Origin of the sequence: Streptomyces sp. P6-2-1, assembly GCF_050613165.1 — a bacterium.
In the GTDB taxonomy this organism is placed as follows: Bacteria; Actinomycetota; Actinomycetes; order Streptomycetales; family Streptomycetaceae; genus Streptomyces.
On the sequence record NZ_CP192513.1, the window covers coordinates 4,587,919 to 4,603,338 of the forward strand.

Genomic DNA, 15,420 nt, shown 5'->3' on the forward strand with positions numbered 1-15,420 from the left:
GAGGCGAGCATGGCGGGCCGGTGTCCCAGACGTAGGGCGGAGCCCCGGTCGCGGAGACGCGGCCGGGGCTTTGTCGTGCCGCGCCGACGCCCCGCCCCAGCCGCCCCCGGGCGGGTGCGGACGCCCCGGACGCCCTCGCCGGAGGCCGGAGGCCGGAGGCCGCGTCCGCGCTCCGTCCGCCCGTCGTGGGCGCGACGTTCGCCGGGTCGGCCACGCGCACCGCCCCGCACCGCACGGCGCGACCGCCCGCCCCGCTCACGCCACCGCGACAAGACCTGCCCACGCCGTGAAACCGGTGTGCCCGATAACGGTCGGGAACCTGTCCCGAGCGGTCGTGGGCGCGTCGGCGGGGAGGGGACGCGGGGCCCCGGCCCGTACGGGGGCCTGCGGGTGCCACGGCGGGGCGGCGCCGCGCGCGGGCACGTGATCCCCCTCACTCGTACCGTAGAACGGAAAATAGATTCCGCGATACGGTCGGATTCGACCTCCCGGACCGGTAAAACTGTCGCAACCGCCGCACCCCGGCCCCTCAGGGCTGTAGGGAGGCCATTCGCGCCTACTCGCAAGTAGGTGCGACGATCGGTGCGCACGTCCGGCGGGTCGCCGTTCACCACGGGTCACGACCGGTCGCAAAGAAACACCAGGTGGAAAGAGGAAGTCGGCATGGCAACGGCGCCCAGCGTCTCCTACTCGATGACGGTCCGTCTTGAGGTGCCCGCGAGCGGTACGGCGGTCTCCCAGCTCACGACGGCCGTCGAGTCCTCCGGGGGCTCGGTGACCGGGCTCGACGTGACGGCGTCCGGCCACGAGAAGCTCCGTATCGACGTCACCATCGCCGCCTCCTCCACGGCGCACGCCGACGAGATCGTCAGCAAGCTGCGCGGCATCGAGGGCGTGACCCTCGGCAAGGTCTCCGACCGTACGTTCCTCATGCACCTCGGCGGCAAGATCGAGATGCAGTCCAAGCACCCGATCCGCAACCGTGACGACCTCTCGATGGTCTACACGCCCGGCGTGGCGCGGGTCTGCATGGCGATCGCCGAAAACCCCGAGGACGCCCGCCGCCTGACGATCAAGCGCAACTCGGTCGCCGTCGTCACCGACGGCTCCGCCGTGCTCGGCCTCGGCAACATCGGCCCGAAGGCCGCGCTGCCCGTCATGGAGGGCAAGGCGGCCCTCTTCAAGCGCTTCGCGGGCATCGACGCGTGGCCGCTGTGCCTCGACACGCAGGACACCGACGCGATCGTCGAGATCGTCAAGGCGATCGCCCCGGGCTTCGCGGGCATCAACCTGGAGGACATCTCCGCGCCGCGCTGCTTCGAGATCGAGGCCCGCCTGCGCGAGGCGCTCGACATCCCCGTCTTCCACGACGACCAGCACGGCACCGCGATCGTCGTGCTCGCCGCGCTCACCAACGCGCTGCGCGTCGTCGGCAAGAAGATCGAGGACGTGCGCGTCGTCATGTCGGGCGCGGGCGCAGCGGGCACGGCGATCCTCAAGCTCCTGCTCGCGGCCGGTGCCAAGCGCGCCGTCGTCGCGGACATCCACGGCGTCGTCCACTCCGGGCGTACGGACCTGGTCGACGCGGCCCCCGACTCGCCGCTGCGCTGGATCGCCGACAACACCAACCCGGAGAACCTCACGGGGACCCTCAAGGAGGCTGTGCGCGGCGCGGACGTCTTCATCGGCGTCTCGGCCCCGAACGTCCTCGACGGCGACGACGTCGCCGCGATGGCCGACGACGCGATCGTCTTCGCGCTCGCCAACCCCGACCCCGAGGTCGACCCCGGCGAGGCGCGCCGCACCGCCGCCGTCGTCGCCACGGGGCGCTCCGACTTCCCGAACCAGATCAACAACGTGCTGGTCTTCCCCGGTGTCTTCCGCGGCCTGCTCGACGCCCAGTCGCGCACCGTCAACACCGAAATGATGCTCGCCGCCGCGGCCGCGCTCGCCGACGTCGTGAGCGCCGACGAGCTGAACCGGAACTACATCATCCCGAGCGTCTTCAACGACAAGGTCGCCGGCGCGGTCGCCGGAGCGGTGCGCGACGCCGCCCGCGCGGCCGGTGAGTCGGCCGAGGGCGCGATGAGCGCCCCCGCCGCGCCCACGGCGGGCTGAGGCCCGCGCGCGGGGCGTACGGGCCGGTTCCGCGACCGGTTCCGTACGGGACGGCAGGGGTTCTCGCCGTGGCGGTACGGGGCGCGGTGGACCCGTACCGCCCGGCGTGGCGCACGTGAGGCACGCCACGCCGGGCATCGGCCCGCGCCGAGCGGGCAGACGTACGGTCGGCGCGTCGCGAATCGCCGCCCCCGCACCCGGCACCTAGGGTGTCGGGCACGAGACACGACGCGCCCGAAGCTCCACGGGGGACCCGGATTGGCGTTCCCGCCGCAGGTGGGGGCAGGATGCCTCTCTGGGCGCGAGGGTTCGTAGAGCAGGACCCGGGTCCGGGGGACCTCGTGGACCCTGGCAGCATCGGCTTCGCTGTTGCCCAACATGCGGCAACGCCGCGTGGCACGCCTCAACGGCAAGAAGAACACGGGAGTACACAACATGAACCGCAGTGAGCTGGTGGCCGCCCTGGCCGACCGTGCCGAGGTGACCCGTAAGGACGCCGACGCCGTGCTGGCCGCGTTCGCCGAGGTGGTCGGTGACGTCGTCGCCAAGGGCGACGAGAAGGTCACCATCCCCGGCTTCCTGACCTTCGAGCGCACGCACCGTGCGGCTCGTACGGCGCGTAACCCGCAGACGGGTGAGCCGATCCAGATCGCCGCGGGTTACTCCGTGAAGGTGTCGGCGGGCTCCAAGCTGAAGGAAGCGGCGAAGGGCAAGTAAGGGGGCGGGTGGCCGTTCGCGGTCGTCGCACCCTCTTTGCCGGGGCGGGCCCCTTCGCGGGGCTCCGCCCCGCACCCCGCTCCTCGGTCTCCCCCAGCCTTCGGGCGGGAGGTATCCCAGAGGGGCTTGAAAGTTCGGCGTGAAGGGGGGCGGTCACCCAGCCGGGTGACCGCCCCCCTTCACGTATCCGCTACGCCAGGCCCTTGCTGGGCAGCTCGACCTTCGCCCCCAGCTCGATGAGCTTGTCCATGAAGTTCTCGTAGCCCCTGTTGATCAGGTCGATGCCGTGGACGTGGCTCGTGCCCTGGGCGGCGAGGGCGGCGATCAGGTACGAGAAGCCGCCGCGCAGGTCGGGGATGACGAGGTCGGCGCCCTGGAGCCTGGTGGGCCCGGAGACGACGGCCGAGTGGAGGAAGTTGCGCTGCCCGAAGCGGCAGTCCGAGCCGCCCAGGCACTCGCGGTAGAGCTGGATCTGCGCGCCCATCTGGTTGAGCGCGGCCGTGAAGCCGAGGCGGGACTCGTAGACCGTCTCGTGGACGATCGAGAGGCCCGTGGCCTGCGTCAGGGCGACGACGAGGGGCTGCTGCCAGTCGGTCTGGAAACCCGGGTGGACGTCCGTCTCCAGCGCGATCGAGTGGAGTTTTCCGCCCGGGTGCCAGAAGCGGATGCCGTCGTCGTCGATCTCGAAGGCGCCGCCGACCTTCCGGAACGTGTTGAGGAACGTCATCATCGAGCGCTGCTGCGCCCCGCGCACGTAGATGTTCCCCTCGGTCGCGAGCGCGGCCGAGGCCCAGGAAGCGGCCTCCAGACGGTCCGCGAGGGCGCGGTGGCGGTAGCCGCCGAGGCGGTCCACACCGGTGATCCTGATGGTCCTGTCGGTGTCCATCGCGATGATGGCGCCCATCTTCTGGAGGACGCAGATGAGGTCCTCGATCTCGGGCTCCACCGCCGCGTTCGACAGCTCGGTCACGCCCTCGGCGAGCACCGCGGTGAGCAGCACCTGCTCGGTCGCGCCGACCGAGGGGTAGGGCAGCCGGATCTTGGTGCCGCGCAGGCGCGTGGGCGCCTCCAGGTACTGGCCGTCGGCCCGCTTCTCGATACGGGCGCCGAACTGGCGCAGCACGTCGAAGTGGAAGTCGATGGGCCGGCCGCCGATGTCGCAGCCGCCGAGCCCGGGGATGAAGGCGTGGCCCAGCCGGTGCAGGAGGGGGCCGCAGAAGAGGATCGGGATGCGCGAGGAACCGGCGTGCGCGTCGATGTCGGCGACGTTCGCGCTCTCGACGTGCGTCGGGTCGAGCACCAGCTCGCCCGGCTCCTCGCCGGGGCGCACGGTCACGCCGTGCAGCTGGAGCAGGCCGCGCACGACCCGGACGTCACGGATGTCGGGCACGTTGCCCAGAGTGCTCGGCTCGCTGCCGAGCAGCGCGGCGACCATAGCCTTCGGCACGAGGTTCTTCGCGCCTCGGACCCGGATCTCGCCCTCCAGCGGGGTTCCGCCGTGGACAAGCAGTACATCGTCGGTGACGGTCATCGATCTCGCGTTCCGGAGGAGGTGGGCAGGGCCGAGGGAAAGCGTAATCGCCGTGGGCGGGGGTCCGGCGTGCCTGAACGGGACACAAAACGTCATGAGTTCGCCACAACACGAACGGTGGAGAACCAGATGCGGTACGTCACTGTCCGCGTGTCGTGCGCGGGGGACGCCTCCGTGCGCCCTGAGCTGCGGCGGCGAGCCCGGCGTGACCCACTTTCCGGCCCGTGCGCGCATGCGGGATCATGGCTGTCATGACCGGGGTGTCCTCGCTCACAGGGCGACTGCTCGTCGCCACGCCGGCCCTCGCGGACCCGAACTTCGACCGCGCGGTGGTCCTCGTCCTCGACCACGACGCCGAGGGCACCCTCGGCGTGGTCCTCAACCGGCCGACGCCCGTCGGCGTGGACGACATCCTGGAGGGCTGGGGCGCGCTCGCGGGCGCGCCGGGCGTCGTCTTCCAGGGCGGGCCCGTCTCGCTCGACTCCGCGCTCGGCGTCGCCGTCGTACCGGGGGAGCCCGGGGCCCGTACGAGCCCGCTGGGCTGGCGGCGCGTGTACGGGGCGATCGGCCTCGTCGACCTGGAGACCCCGCCCGAACTCCTCGCGGCGGCGCTCGGCGCGCTGCGGATCTTCGCCGGGTACGCGGGGTGGGGTCCCGGGCAGCTGGAGGACGAGCTGGAGGCGGGGGCCTGGTACGTGGTCGACGCGGAGGCGGGGGACATCTCGGCCGAACGCCCCGAGGGCCTGTGGCGCGAGGTGCTGCGGAGGCAGCGGGGGTCCCTGGCCATGATGGCCACGTACGCCGAGGACCCCAGCCTGAACTGAGCGCGGGGCGGCGCCGCGGGCGTTCCCGCCGGGGCATCCCGCGTGGGTACCCTAGGAATTTATGAGCACTCTTGAGCCCGAGCGTGGTGGCAGTACCTCAACTCTCGTCGAACCGGTCCCGCAGACCTCGCACGGGGACGGCGATCACGAGCGCTTCGCGCACTATGTCCAGAAGGACAAGATCATGGCGAGCGCGCTCGACGGCACGCCCGTCGTCGCCCTCTGCGGCAAGGTCTGGGTGCCCGGGCGCGACCCGAAGAAGTACCCCGTGTGCCCCATGTGCAAGGAGATCTACGACTCGATGGGTCCCGGCGGCGACAACAACGGCAAGGACGGCAAGGGCGGCGGCAAGAAGTAGCCCCCTGCCTCCGCGCCCCGCACGGCCAGGGTCCTCTCCTCATGCACGGACCCCCGCACCACCGGTCCCGACCGGGCGGTGCGGGGGTTCCGCGCGTCTCGGGCCCCGCGGCGCTTCCCCGTTCCGAAACCGGGCCCGCTCCGGGTCTTCGCATGTCAGCCGCCATCTGGTGGACTAGACCTCATGACTGGACTGGACCACCCGGACCCCGCGCCCGAAGCCCCCGCGCCCGAAACCGCCCCGGGAGCCGCCTCCGGCGTACTCGCCACGCTCCTCCCGGCCCCCCGCCGCGTCACCCCCGGCGAGGGCACCCTCCGTATCGGCGCCTCCGCCCGGCTCGACGCGGGACCGGGGACCGCCACCGCCGCCCGCGCGCTGCGCCGCGACCTCGGGGTCCCGCTCGGCCTCGACTTCCCCGAATCCGGGGACGGCCCCGCCGTACGGCTGCGGATCGACGCGAGCGCGCAGCCCGAGGCGTACGTCCTGACGGTCGACGCCGAAGGGGTGCGGATCACCGGGGGCGGGCCCGCCGGGGTCTACTACGGCGTCCAGACGCTCCGCCAGCTCGCCGGGCCCGCCGCCCTGCGCCGCGCCCCGCTCGCCGCCGCCGTGCCCACCGTGCCGGGCGCCGCGCCCGCGCCCGTACCCGCCCCCGGCGCGGAGATCCCGTACGCCGAGATCGAGGACGCCCCCCGCTTCGCCTGGCGCGGCCACCTCCTCGACGTCGCGCGCCACTTCCTGCCCAAGGACAGCGTGCTGCGCACGATCGACCTGCTCGCCGCGCACAAGCTCAACGTCCTGCACTTCCACCTCACCGACGACCAGGGCTGGCGTATCGAGATCAAGCGCTACCCGAAGCTCATGGAGACCGCCGCCTGGCGCCCCCGCACCAAGCGCGGCCACCGCACGTCCGCGCTGTGGGACGAGACCCCGCACGGCGGCTACTACACGCAGGACGACCTGCGTGAGATCGTCGCCTACGCCGCCGAGCGGCACGTCACCGTCGTCCCCGAGATCGACGTGCCCGGGCACTCGCAGGCCGCGATCGCCGCGTACCCGTACCTCGGCAACACCGACGTCGTCGACACGAGCGCCCTCGGCGTCCTGGACACCTGGGGCGTCAACCCGAACGTGCTCGCTCCCACCGAAGAGGTCCTGCGCTTCTACGAAGGCGTCTTCACCGAAGTGCTCGACCTCTTCCCGTCCGCCTTCTTCCACATCGGCGGCGACGAGTGCCCCAAGGACCAGTGGAAGGCGTCGGCGACCGCGCAGGCGCGCATCGCGGAACTCGGCGTCGGGGACGAGGACGGCTTGCAGAGCTGGTTCGTCCGGCACTTCGACACGTGGCTGACGGAGCGCGGGCGGCGGCTCATCGGCTGGGACGAGATCCTGGAGGGCGGCCTCGCGCCCGGCGCCGCCGTCACCTCCTGGCGCGGCTACGCGGGCGGCATCACGGCCGCGCGCGCGGGGCACGACGTCGTCATGTGCCCCGAGCAGCAGGTCTACCTCGACTTCCGGCAGGCGGAGGGCGAGGAGGAGCCGGTGCCGATCGGGTGGGTCAGGACCCTGGAGGACATCTACCGCTTCGAGCCCGTACCGCCGGAGCTGACCGCGGAGGAGGCGCGCCACGTGCTCGGCGCGCAGGCCAACTCCTGGTCCGAGGTGATGGACAGCCAGGACCGCCGCGACTACCAGACCTTCCCGCGCCTCGCCGCGTTCGCCGAGGTCGTCTGGAGCGAACTCCCCGCGCCGGGGGCACGCGACTACGCGGGCTTCGCCGCCCGCATGGATGCGGCGCACTACGCGCGGCTCGACGCGCTCGGCGTCGCCTACCGGCCGAAGACGGGCCCGAGGCCGTGGCAGCGGCGGCCCGGCGTCGGCGGCTTCCCGCGGGAGGGCAGGCCGCCGCGCGTGTGAGGCAACGGCTCGGCGGGGGCGCGGATCGGGGGGGCCGGGGCGCGGGCCGGAGGGAGCGAGGGCGCGGGTCGCGGCGGCCGGGGGGGCGCGAGGCGGCCCCGTTCGCCCCGTGGCGGCGCGCCCCCTGCCACCGGTCCCGCGCCCGCCCGCTCCGGCCCCGCCGTACCCCGCCCCCACCCCCGCTTAGCACCCGGGCGAAGATGTGCCAGAGTTGCCACGTCCGGCCCGTGACGACGTACCGTACGGCAGCACAGGCCACAGGCGGGACACGTCCGGGGCAACGGGAAGGGGCAGCCGCTTTGACCACACAGGCACCGAATGCGGCGGTCTCCCTGCCCGCCACGCTGGAGGAGGCCGTGGCCGCGCTCGCCGCGACCCCCACCGCCGTGCCCGTCGCGGGCGGCACCGACCTCATGGCCGCCGTCAACGCCGGACTCCTGCGCCCCACCGCCCTCGTGGGCCTCGGGCGCGTCGCCGAGATCCGCGGCTGGCAGTACCTCGACGGCCATGCCCTGCTCGGCGCGGGCCTCACGCACGCGCGCATGGGACGCCCCGACTTCGCCGCCCTCATCCCCGCGCTCGCCGCCGCCGCGCGCGCCGCCGGGCCCCCGCACATCCGCAACGCGGGCACCCTCGGCGGCAACATCGCCACCGCCGCCTCGACGGGTGACGCGCTCCCCGTCCTCGCCGCGCTCGAAGCCACCGTGCTCCTCGCGGGCGCGGGCGGCGCGCGCCGCGAGGTCCCCGTCTCGCACCTCCTGACGGGGATGGACCCGCTGCGCGGCGGCGAACTCATCTCGCACGTACGGGTACCGCTCCTGCACGCCCCGCAGGTCTTCCTCAAGGCGACGGGACGTACGGGCCCCGGGCGCGCGGTCGCCTCGCTCGCCCTCGTGCTCGACCCGGCCAGGCGCGCGGTGCGCTGCGCGGTCGGCGCGATCGCGCCCATGCCGCTGCGCCCGCTCGAAGCCGAGGCGTGGGTCTCCGCGCTCGTGGACTGGGACGGTGACCGCAGCCTCGCGCCCGAGGCACTCGCCGCCTTCGGCGAGTACGTCGCGGCCGCCTGCGTACCCGATCAACCGGCGGGCGAGGACGGCGCCGTGCCCCCGCTCACGCCCGCCGTTCAGCACCTGCGCCGCACCGTCGCAGCGCTGGCCCGTCGCGCACTGGGGAGGGCGCTCGCATGAGCGAGGAACAGGACAGGCCCACACCGTCGCCGCAGGACCCCTACGGCGAGGGCCCGGGGCCCTACGGGGGCTGGGAGCCCGTCCCGCACACGGACTACGACGCCGACGCGACCGCCTTCGTGAGCCTCCCCGAAGGACTGCTCGACGCCGCCCCGCTCGCGGCGCCGGGCCACGGCTACGTGCCGCCGCGCATCCCCGCGGCGGGTACCGACCCGGGCGCGACCGGGCAGTGGCACTTCCCGCAGCAGCAGGCGGAGCCGGGCCCCGAGGCCCCGGGCGAACCGGCGTACGGGCCCAGCCCGATGGAGACCACGGTCCAGTTCGCCGCCTTCACGCCCGAGCCCGCCGCCGAGGCGGCGCGCGACGCGCAGCCGAGCGAGCCCAGCGCCTCGGGCGCGACGGGGCAATGGCAGATCCCCGTCGCCGAGGGCGCCCTCCCCGAGGAGTCGGGCGAGTTCCAGGGCTCCTCGCTGACCGCCCAGTGGTCGGGCACGGCCCCCGCGACCCTCCCGGGCGGCGCAATCGCGCCGTGGGCGGTGGCGGCCCAGGAGACGGCGGAAACGGAGGCCGTACGGGACGGGACGGCGGTACGGGACGAAGCGGCGCCCGGCGGTGACGCGCCCGGGGCCGCGGCGGACCCCGCGGCCGGGACGGCGGGCGTGCCGGAGCCCCGGCGGGAGGCGGCGCCGGGGCACGGACCGGGCGGGGAGAAGCCCGTACCGGAGCCGGGAACCGAGCCGGAGCCGGAGGCCGTTCCCGGGCCGGACGCCGCTCAGGAGCCCGTACCGGAGCCTGCCGCCGAGGAGACCCGCGAGCCCGGGCCCGCGCGGGAACCCGCGCCCGAGCCCGCCCCCCAGGTCCAGGACGAGCCCGAGCCCGAACCCGCCCCGGAAGCAGCCGGGTTCCTCCTCCCCGATGAGCACCCCCTCGCCTCCTACACGCTCTCCGTCAACGGCGTGGACCGGCCCGTGGACGCCGCCTGGATCGGGGAGTCCCTGCTCTACGTGCTGCGCGAACGCCTCGGGCTGGCCGGCGCCAAGGACGGGTGCGCGCAGGGCGAGTGCGGGGCGTGCAACGTCCAGGTCGACGGGCGGCTCGTGGCCTCGTGCCTCGTCCCCGCGGCGACGGCGGCGGGGAGCGAGGTCCGTACCGTCGAAGGGCTCGCGCGCGACGGCGAGGCGTCCGACGTGCAGCGCGCGCTCGCCGCGCACGGCGCCGTGCAGTGCGGCTTCTGCGTCCCCGGCATGGCGATGACCGTGCACGACCTCCTGGAGGGCAACCCCGCGCCGACCGCGCTGGAGACGCGGCAGGCGCTCTGCGGGAACCTGTGCCGCTGCTCCGGGTACCGGGGCGTGCTCGACGCCGTGAAGGACGTGGCGGCGAGCAGGCGCGAGGCGAGCGAGGAGCGGGCCGCGGCGAAGGAGGAGGCGGCGGAGGCCGCCGCCGGACAGGCCCACGCCCGCGTCCCGCACCAGCCGGGCCCCGTCGACCAGGAACCCGCGCCTGCCCCGCCGTACGGCACGGACTCGGGGGACGTCGGCGACACGTACGGCGCGGGCATCCCCGTACCGCCCGAGGACACGTACGCGGCCGAGGACACGTACGCCGCCGAGGGACCGTACGCCGCCGAGGGACCGTACGAGGACACCGGGCAGCGGACCTACGGCGGCGGCGAGCGCTTCGCGCCCCAGGACGGAGGCCAGGCATGAGCGAGTCGACCCTGGAGGCCCTGGAGAGCGAGGGCGAACAGGCCGAGCGGCGTGCCCCGTTCGGCCTCGGGACCTCGCTGCCCCCCGCCGAGCTGCGCACCAAGACCGAGGGCACCTTCCCCTACGCCGCCGACCTGTGGGCAGAGGGCCTGCTGTGGGCCGCCGTCCTGCGCTCCCCGCACGCGCACGCGCGCATCGTCTCGATCGACACGAGCGAGGCCCTGCGGATGCCCGGTGTGCGCGCGGTGCTCACGTACGAGGACCTGCCCCCGCACTCCTTCGGCGGCGAGCGGCCCGTCTTCGCCTCCGAGGTCGTGCGCCACCACGGCGAGGCCCTCGCGGCCGTCGCCGCCGACCACCCGGACACGGCCCGCATGGCCGCGGCCGCCGTCCAGGTCACGTACGAGACCCTCGACCCGGTCACCGATCCCGAGGAGTCCTTCGAGGCCGCCCCGCTCCACCCGGACGGGAACCTCGTGCGGCACATCCCGCTGCGCTCGGGCGACCCCGACGCGGTCGGCGAGATCGTCGTGGACGGGCTCTACCGCATCGGGCGGCAGGACCCCGCGCCGATAGGGGCGGAGGCCGGGCTCGCCGTGCCGCGCCCCGACGGCGGCGTCGAGCTGTACACCGCTTCGACCGACCCGCACGGCGACCGCGACCTCGCCGCCGCCTGCTACGGGCTCAGCCCCGACCAGGTCAAGGTCGTCGTGACGGGCGTGCCCGGCGCGACGGCCGACCGCGAGGACCAGAGCTTCACGCTGCCCCTCGGGCTGCTCGCGATGCGCACCCAGTGCCCCGTCAAGCTCACCGCCTCCCGCGAGGACTCCTTCCTCGGCCACGCCCACCGCCACCCGACCCTGCTCCGCTACCGCCACCACGCCGACGCCGAGGGCCGCCTGGTGAAGGTCGAGGCGCAGATCCTCATGGACGCCGGTGCGTACGCGGGCAGTTCGGGCGACGCGCTCGCCGCGGCCGTCTCCTTCGCCTGCGGCCCGTACGTCGTCCCGAACGCCTTCGTCGAGGGCTGGGTGGTGCGCACGAACAACCCGCCGTCCGGGCACGTGCGCGGCGAGGGCGCGATGCAGGTGTGTGCCGCGTACGAGGCGCAGATGGACAAGCTCGCCAAGAAACTCGGCGTGGACCCGGCGGAGCTGCGGCTGCGCAACGTCCTCGCGACCGGCGACGTGCTGCCGACGGGGCAGTCCGTGACGTGCCCCGCGCCCGTCGCCGAACTCCTCGAAGCCGTACGGGACGAGGAGCTGCCGCCGCTGCCGAAGGACACCCCCGAGGACGAGTGGCTGCTGCCGGGCGGGCCCGAGGGCGCGGGCGATCCCGCGGCCGTGCGGCGCGGGGTCGGCTACGGGGTCGGCATGGTGCACATGCTCGGCGCGGAGGGCGCGGACGAGGTCGCGACGGCGACGGTCAAGGTCCACGACGGCGTCGCCACCGTCATCTGCGCCGCCGTCGAGACCGGGCAGGGCTTCTCGACGCTCGCGCGGCAGATCGTGCAGGACGTGCTCGGCATCGAGGACGTGCGCGTCGCCGCCGTCGACACCGACCAGCCGCCCGCGGGGCCCGCGTGCCACGGGCGCCACACGTGGGTCTCGGGCGGGGCCGTCGAGCGCGCGGCCAAGATGGTCCGTACGCAGCTGCTCCAGCCGCTCGCGCACACCTTCGGCATGTCCGCCGAACTCCTCCAGATCGCCGACGGCAAGATCACGAGCTACGACGGGGTGCTTTCCACGACGGTCGCCGAGACCCTGGAGGGCAAGGAGCTGTGGGCGACGGCGCAGTGCCGGCCCCACCCGACCGAGCCGCTCGACGCGGACGGCCAGGGCGACGCCTTCGTGGGGCTCGCCTTCTGCGCGGTGCGGGCCGTCGTCGACGTGGACATCGAGCTGGGCGCGATCAGGGTCGTCGAGCTGGCGGTCGCGCAGGACGTGGGCAGGGTCCTCAACCCGGCGCAACTCGCCGCCCGTATCGAGGCCGGTGTCGCGCAGGGCGTCGGCGCCGCGCTCACCGAGAACCTGCGCACCCCGCGCGGTCTCGTCCGCCACCCCGACCTGACGGGCTACCCGCTCCCGACGGCCCTCGACACGCCGGACATCCGCATCGTCCGTCTCGTCGAGGAACGCGACGTCATCGCCCCGTTCGGCGCGAAGGCCGCGAGCGCGGTCCCTGTCGTGACGACCCCGGCCGCCATCGCCTCGGCGGTCCGCGCGGCGACGGGCCGCCTCGTGAACAGGCTCCCGATCAGGCCGCAGCAGGCGGTGGCGAACCCGTAGTCACGCGGTCGCGGGGGCCGGTGGCGCGCGTACGGATACGGGGCGCGCTTCGTCGGTACGCGTGAGGGGCCCGGTCCTGGGTGGACCGGGCCCCTCACGTGTGGTCAGGCGTGCCGGACGCCCTGCCGAGCGGCCGCGCTCAGCCGCGGCGCAGGTTCTTGCGGCGGATCTGGAAGAGGACGAGGCCCGCGAGGACCGAGGCGCCCGCGATGGCGAGGGCGGGAATCCAGGTGGAACCCGTGCTCGCCATGCCGCCCGTGCCGGGGGAGTGGCTCGGGGCGGGGTGGGGGCTCGCGGTGTCCGTGGGGGTCGGGTGCGGGGTCGGCGTGGGCGTCGGGGTGGGTGTGGGTGTCGGGGTGGGGCTGGGGACCGGTTCGTAGAGCGCCGTCAGGACGACGTCACGCGCCGGCATCGTGAACGAGGTATCGGCCTCCGTCGGGTCGAAGCCCGTCAGCGGGCCGCCCTCGTTGATCTCCCAGCCCTTGAAGCGCATGCCGTCGGCCGGCGCGTCGGCCGTCACCGTGACGCGGTCGTCGGCGAAGAAGAGGTCCGTCGTGAGGCCGCCGGGGAGCGTGCCGTGGTGGACCGTGACGCGGTACGGGGTCTCCTTCTCGCCCTCGATGTACCAGGTGCGGCCCTGGTTGTCCGGGTTCAGCTCGTTCTTGAGCACCGCCTGGCCGCGGAACTGCTCGTTCACGATCCTGATCGGGTCCATGCGGAAGGCGTTCGCGTCGCTCGGGGCCGCGGAACGGACGAGGTTGATCCGGTCGCCGTTCCAGTTCTGGTTGAGATCGAGGTCGATCGTCACGGGGGACCCCGCGGCGCGGGGCGCTGCGGCGCGGGGCGCTGCGGCGGCGCGGAGCGCGGCGGGGAGGGCGCGGCCCGCCGTGTGCGAGGCGGAGGGGACGGCGCTGGCGGGGGTGGTGGGCGCGGCGCTGGCGGGGGTGGGGCTGGGCCCGGTGGGGCCGGGTGTCGCGCCGGGCGCGGCGATGCTGGGGGTGGCGCTGGGCCCGGTGGGGGCGGTGGGCTTCACGCCGGGGGCCGGGCTCGCGCCCGTACCGCCCGCCCGGGGAGCCGCCTCGGCGCCCTTCGCCCGCTTCGCCGCCTTGTGGTCCGGCACCGTCGCGGGCTTGATGAGCGCGGCGCCGTTGACCGTCAGGAAGTTCTTGTCGGTGTCGGTGTTCGCGCTCATCGTGAGCGTGCCGCCGTCCGAGTACCACTGCTGGCCGACCGTGGCGTGCAGCTGGTCGGGGGACTCGGGCGAGTCGAGCCGTACCGTGCCCGCGTCCACGAAGCTCACCGTGGACATCGTGGCGGGGCCCTGGATGTCGATGCGGTTGCCCGCGTCGACGTACCAGGCGCGGCCGAAGTACTGGGCCGGGTCCAGGGCGAGGCGGCTGCCGTTCTCGAACCGGATCGTGTCCATCTGGCCGGTGTTGGCGGCCCCGATCCTGCCGAGGTACGTCGGCGCCGTCCAGTGGTCGAAGACGGTGTGCGCGGTGCCGGTGGCGGGCAGGATCGCGCCGCGCAGGACCTGCCGCGAGAAGTCCTTGCCGAAGAAGGTGTCGGGGCCGATGTCCTTGAGCCGGACGGTCGACGCCCCCTGGACGTACGAGGTGCCCCGGCCGCCCGCGTAGATGTTGGTGCCGATGTGGCCGTTCGTGACGACGGTGTTCGCGTCGCCGGTCGTCCGGTTCGGCTGGATGCCGAGCGAGCCTGCGTTGCCGCCCCCGTAGACGCTGCCGCGGATGTCGGCCTTGTCGCTGATGAGGACGTGGGTGTTGCCGGTGACGTTCTGGTTGGCCGCGTAACCGCCGCCGAAGACGCTGCCGCCCGCGGTGGAGTTCGTGCGCCAGGTCAGCTTGCCGCCGCTGACGTGCACGTGCGTGTCGCCGATGACGTTGTTCGGGAGGCCGCCGCCGCCCGCGCCTCCCTGCACCATGCCCTCGACGGTGCCGCCCTTGATGTCCACGTGCGTGTCACCGGTGACGACGGCGCCCGACTGACCACCGCCGAGCACGTGCTGACGGACGAGCGTGACCTCGTCGCCCGGCTCGTACGTCGTCTCGTCGAAGATGTTCCCCTCGACGGTCACGTACGTATCGCCCTGGACGGTGCCGTTGCTGCCGGTGCCGCCGCCGTACAGCTCCGCCTGGCCCACGGTCTCGCCCGTGCCGATGGTGGGGCCGATGAGACCGGCCTTCATCGTGACGTGGGTGTTCCCCACCGTCGGGGAGGCTCCGCCGCCGGTCGCCCAGCCCCGCACCTGGCCGTCGTCGATGGCGACGTAGGTGTTCCCCGTGAGCGGTCCGTTCTGGTTGCCGCCGTAGAGGTGGTACGCCTGGAAGGAGGGGGCGGCCGTGCTCGTCGGGTCGGGTCGCTTGCCCCGGTAGGTGAGGCGGGCGTCGCCGTTGAGCGGCCCCTGCTCGTTGCCGCCGTAGATGCTGAAGGAGCCCGTGCGCGCGGTCGGGCCGACGGTGAGGTGCGTCGAGGTGAGCGGGGGCGTGATGTTGTTGCCGCCGCCGTAGAGGGGGCTCCGCGTGAAGTCGTACGTGGTGGGCGGGTTCGCCGGCTGCCCGAGGACGATCGGGGTGCCGTTCGCGTGCGGGTCCACGGGGGGCTCGGCCGCGCGGGCCTGGCCGCTCGCGGCGAGAGCCAGGGCGAGAGCCGCGGTGAGGAGCGCGGTGGCGCGGCGGGGGCCGGGTGGTCCGGATCGGTGGCGGCGGGCGAGCGACGGCGGCATGAATCCTCCTCGGCGGGGGACCGAGGAG

At 74.2% G+C, this 15,420-nt stretch carries 10 protein-coding genes; 8 read left to right on the forward strand and 2 right to left on the reverse strand.

Going from position 1 to position 15,420, the window contains the following annotated elements; translation table 11 throughout:
- The first annotated feature begins 663 nt into the window (after nt 1-663).
- Nucleotides 664-2,118, forward strand: coding sequence for an NAD-dependent malic enzyme (locus tag ACQYWQ_RS19675; RefSeq protein WP_431036241.1), 1,455 nt, complete (start codon nt 664-666; stop codon nt 2,116-2,118).
- Between the two features lie 435 nt (nt 2,119-2,553).
- Nucleotides 2,554-2,835 (forward strand): HU family DNA-binding protein, encoded by a 282-nt coding sequence (locus ACQYWQ_RS19680; protein ID WP_008745984.1) that lies wholly within the window; start codon nt 2,554-2,556, stop codon nt 2,833-2,835.
- A gap of 190 nt (nt 2,836-3,025) precedes the next feature.
- Here ACQYWQ_RS19680 and murA read toward each other — a convergent pair whose 3' ends face one another.
- The gene (gene murA, locus ACQYWQ_RS19685) at nt 3,026-4,366 is read right to left on the reverse strand and encodes a UDP-N-acetylglucosamine 1-carboxyvinyltransferase (RefSeq protein ID WP_431036243.1); all 1,341 of its coding nucleotides are present in this window, start codon (nt 4,364-4,366) and stop codon (nt 3,026-3,028) included.
- Nucleotides 4,367-4,608: 242 nt separating this feature from the next.
- Here murA and ACQYWQ_RS19690 point away from each other — a divergent pair, with 242 nt between their 5' ends.
- The 6 genes from ACQYWQ_RS19690 to ACQYWQ_RS19715 all read left to right on the forward strand — a co-directional run bounded on the left by ACQYWQ_RS19690 (nt 4,609) and on the right by ACQYWQ_RS19715 (nt 12,649).
- Nucleotides 4,609-5,190 carry a YqgE/AlgH family protein gene (locus ACQYWQ_RS19690; RefSeq protein ID WP_431036244.1) on the forward strand — a complete coding sequence of 194 codons (582 nt, stop codon included), beginning with the start codon at nt 4,609-4,611 and terminating at the stop codon, nt 5,188-5,190.
- A 61-nt stretch (nt 5,191-5,251) separates the two neighbouring features.
- A complete protein-coding gene (locus ACQYWQ_RS19695) occupies nt 5,252-5,548 on the forward strand; it encodes a DUF3039 domain-containing protein (protein WP_031000749.1) in 297 nt (98 codons plus the stop codon).
- Nucleotides 5,549-5,731: 183 nt separating this feature from the next.
- Nucleotides 5,732-7,465, forward strand: a complete 1,734-nt coding sequence (locus ACQYWQ_RS19700) for a beta-N-acetylhexosaminidase (protein ID WP_431036246.1) — start codon at nt 5,732-5,734, stop codon at nt 7,463-7,465.
- 299 nt (nt 7,466-7,764) lie between these two features.
- Complete coding sequence (locus ACQYWQ_RS19705; RefSeq protein ID WP_431036248.1) at nt 7,765-8,652, forward strand: FAD binding domain-containing protein; 888 nt, start codon at nt 7,765-7,767, stop codon at nt 8,650-8,652.
- Complete coding sequence (locus tag ACQYWQ_RS19710) at nt 8,649-10,361, forward strand: 2Fe-2S iron-sulfur cluster-binding protein (protein ID WP_431036250.1); 1,713 nt, start codon at nt 8,649-8,651, stop codon at nt 10,359-10,361. The genes ACQYWQ_RS19705 and ACQYWQ_RS19710 overlap by 4 nt, the downstream gene beginning before the upstream one ends.
- Nucleotides 10,358-12,649, forward strand: coding sequence for a xanthine dehydrogenase family protein molybdopterin-binding subunit (locus tag ACQYWQ_RS19715; protein WP_431036251.1), 2,292 nt, complete (start codon nt 10,358-10,360; stop codon nt 12,647-12,649). Before ACQYWQ_RS19710 ends, ACQYWQ_RS19715 begins: the two co-directional genes overlap by 4 nt.
- Nucleotides 12,650-12,788: 139 nt before the next feature.
- Here ACQYWQ_RS19715 and ACQYWQ_RS19720 read toward each other — a convergent pair whose 3' ends face one another.
- Nucleotides 12,789-15,392 (reverse strand): InlB B-repeat-containing protein, encoded by a 2,604-nt coding sequence (locus ACQYWQ_RS19720; protein ID WP_431036252.1) that lies wholly within the window; start codon nt 15,390-15,392, stop codon nt 12,789-12,791.
- Nucleotides 15,393-15,420 lie beyond the last annotated feature (28 nt).

Coding starts and splice junctions, on each gene's coding strand:
- ACQYWQ_RS19700 (WP_431036246.1), top strand. CDS start 5,732: ATGACTGGACTGGACCACCCGGACCCCGCGCCCGAAGCCCCCGCGCCC.
- ACQYWQ_RS19720 (WP_431036252.1), bottom strand. CDS start 15,392: ATGCCGCCGTCGCTCGCCCGCCGCCACCGATCCGGACCACCCGGCCCC.
- ACQYWQ_RS19715 (WP_431036251.1), top strand. CDS start 10,358: ATGAGCGAGTCGACCCTGGAGGCCCTGGAGAGCGAGGGCGAACAGGCC.
- ACQYWQ_RS19695 (WP_031000749.1), top strand. CDS start 5,252: ATGAGCACTCTTGAGCCCGAGCGTGGTGGCAGTACCTCAACTCTCGTC.
- murA (WP_431036243.1), bottom strand. CDS start 4,366: ATGACCGTCACCGACGATGTACTGCTTGTCCACGGCGGAACCCCGCTG.
- ACQYWQ_RS19675 (WP_431036241.1), top strand. CDS start 664: ATGGCAACGGCGCCCAGCGTCTCCTACTCGATGACGGTCCGTCTTGAG.
- ACQYWQ_RS19710 (WP_431036250.1), top strand. CDS start 8,649: ATGAGCGAGGAACAGGACAGGCCCACACCGTCGCCGCAGGACCCCTAC.
- ACQYWQ_RS19690 (WP_431036244.1), top strand. CDS start 4,609: ATGGCTGTCATGACCGGGGTGTCCTCGCTCACAGGGCGACTGCTCGTC.
- ACQYWQ_RS19680 (WP_008745984.1), top strand. CDS start 2,554: ATGAACCGCAGTGAGCTGGTGGCCGCCCTGGCCGACCGTGCCGAGGTG.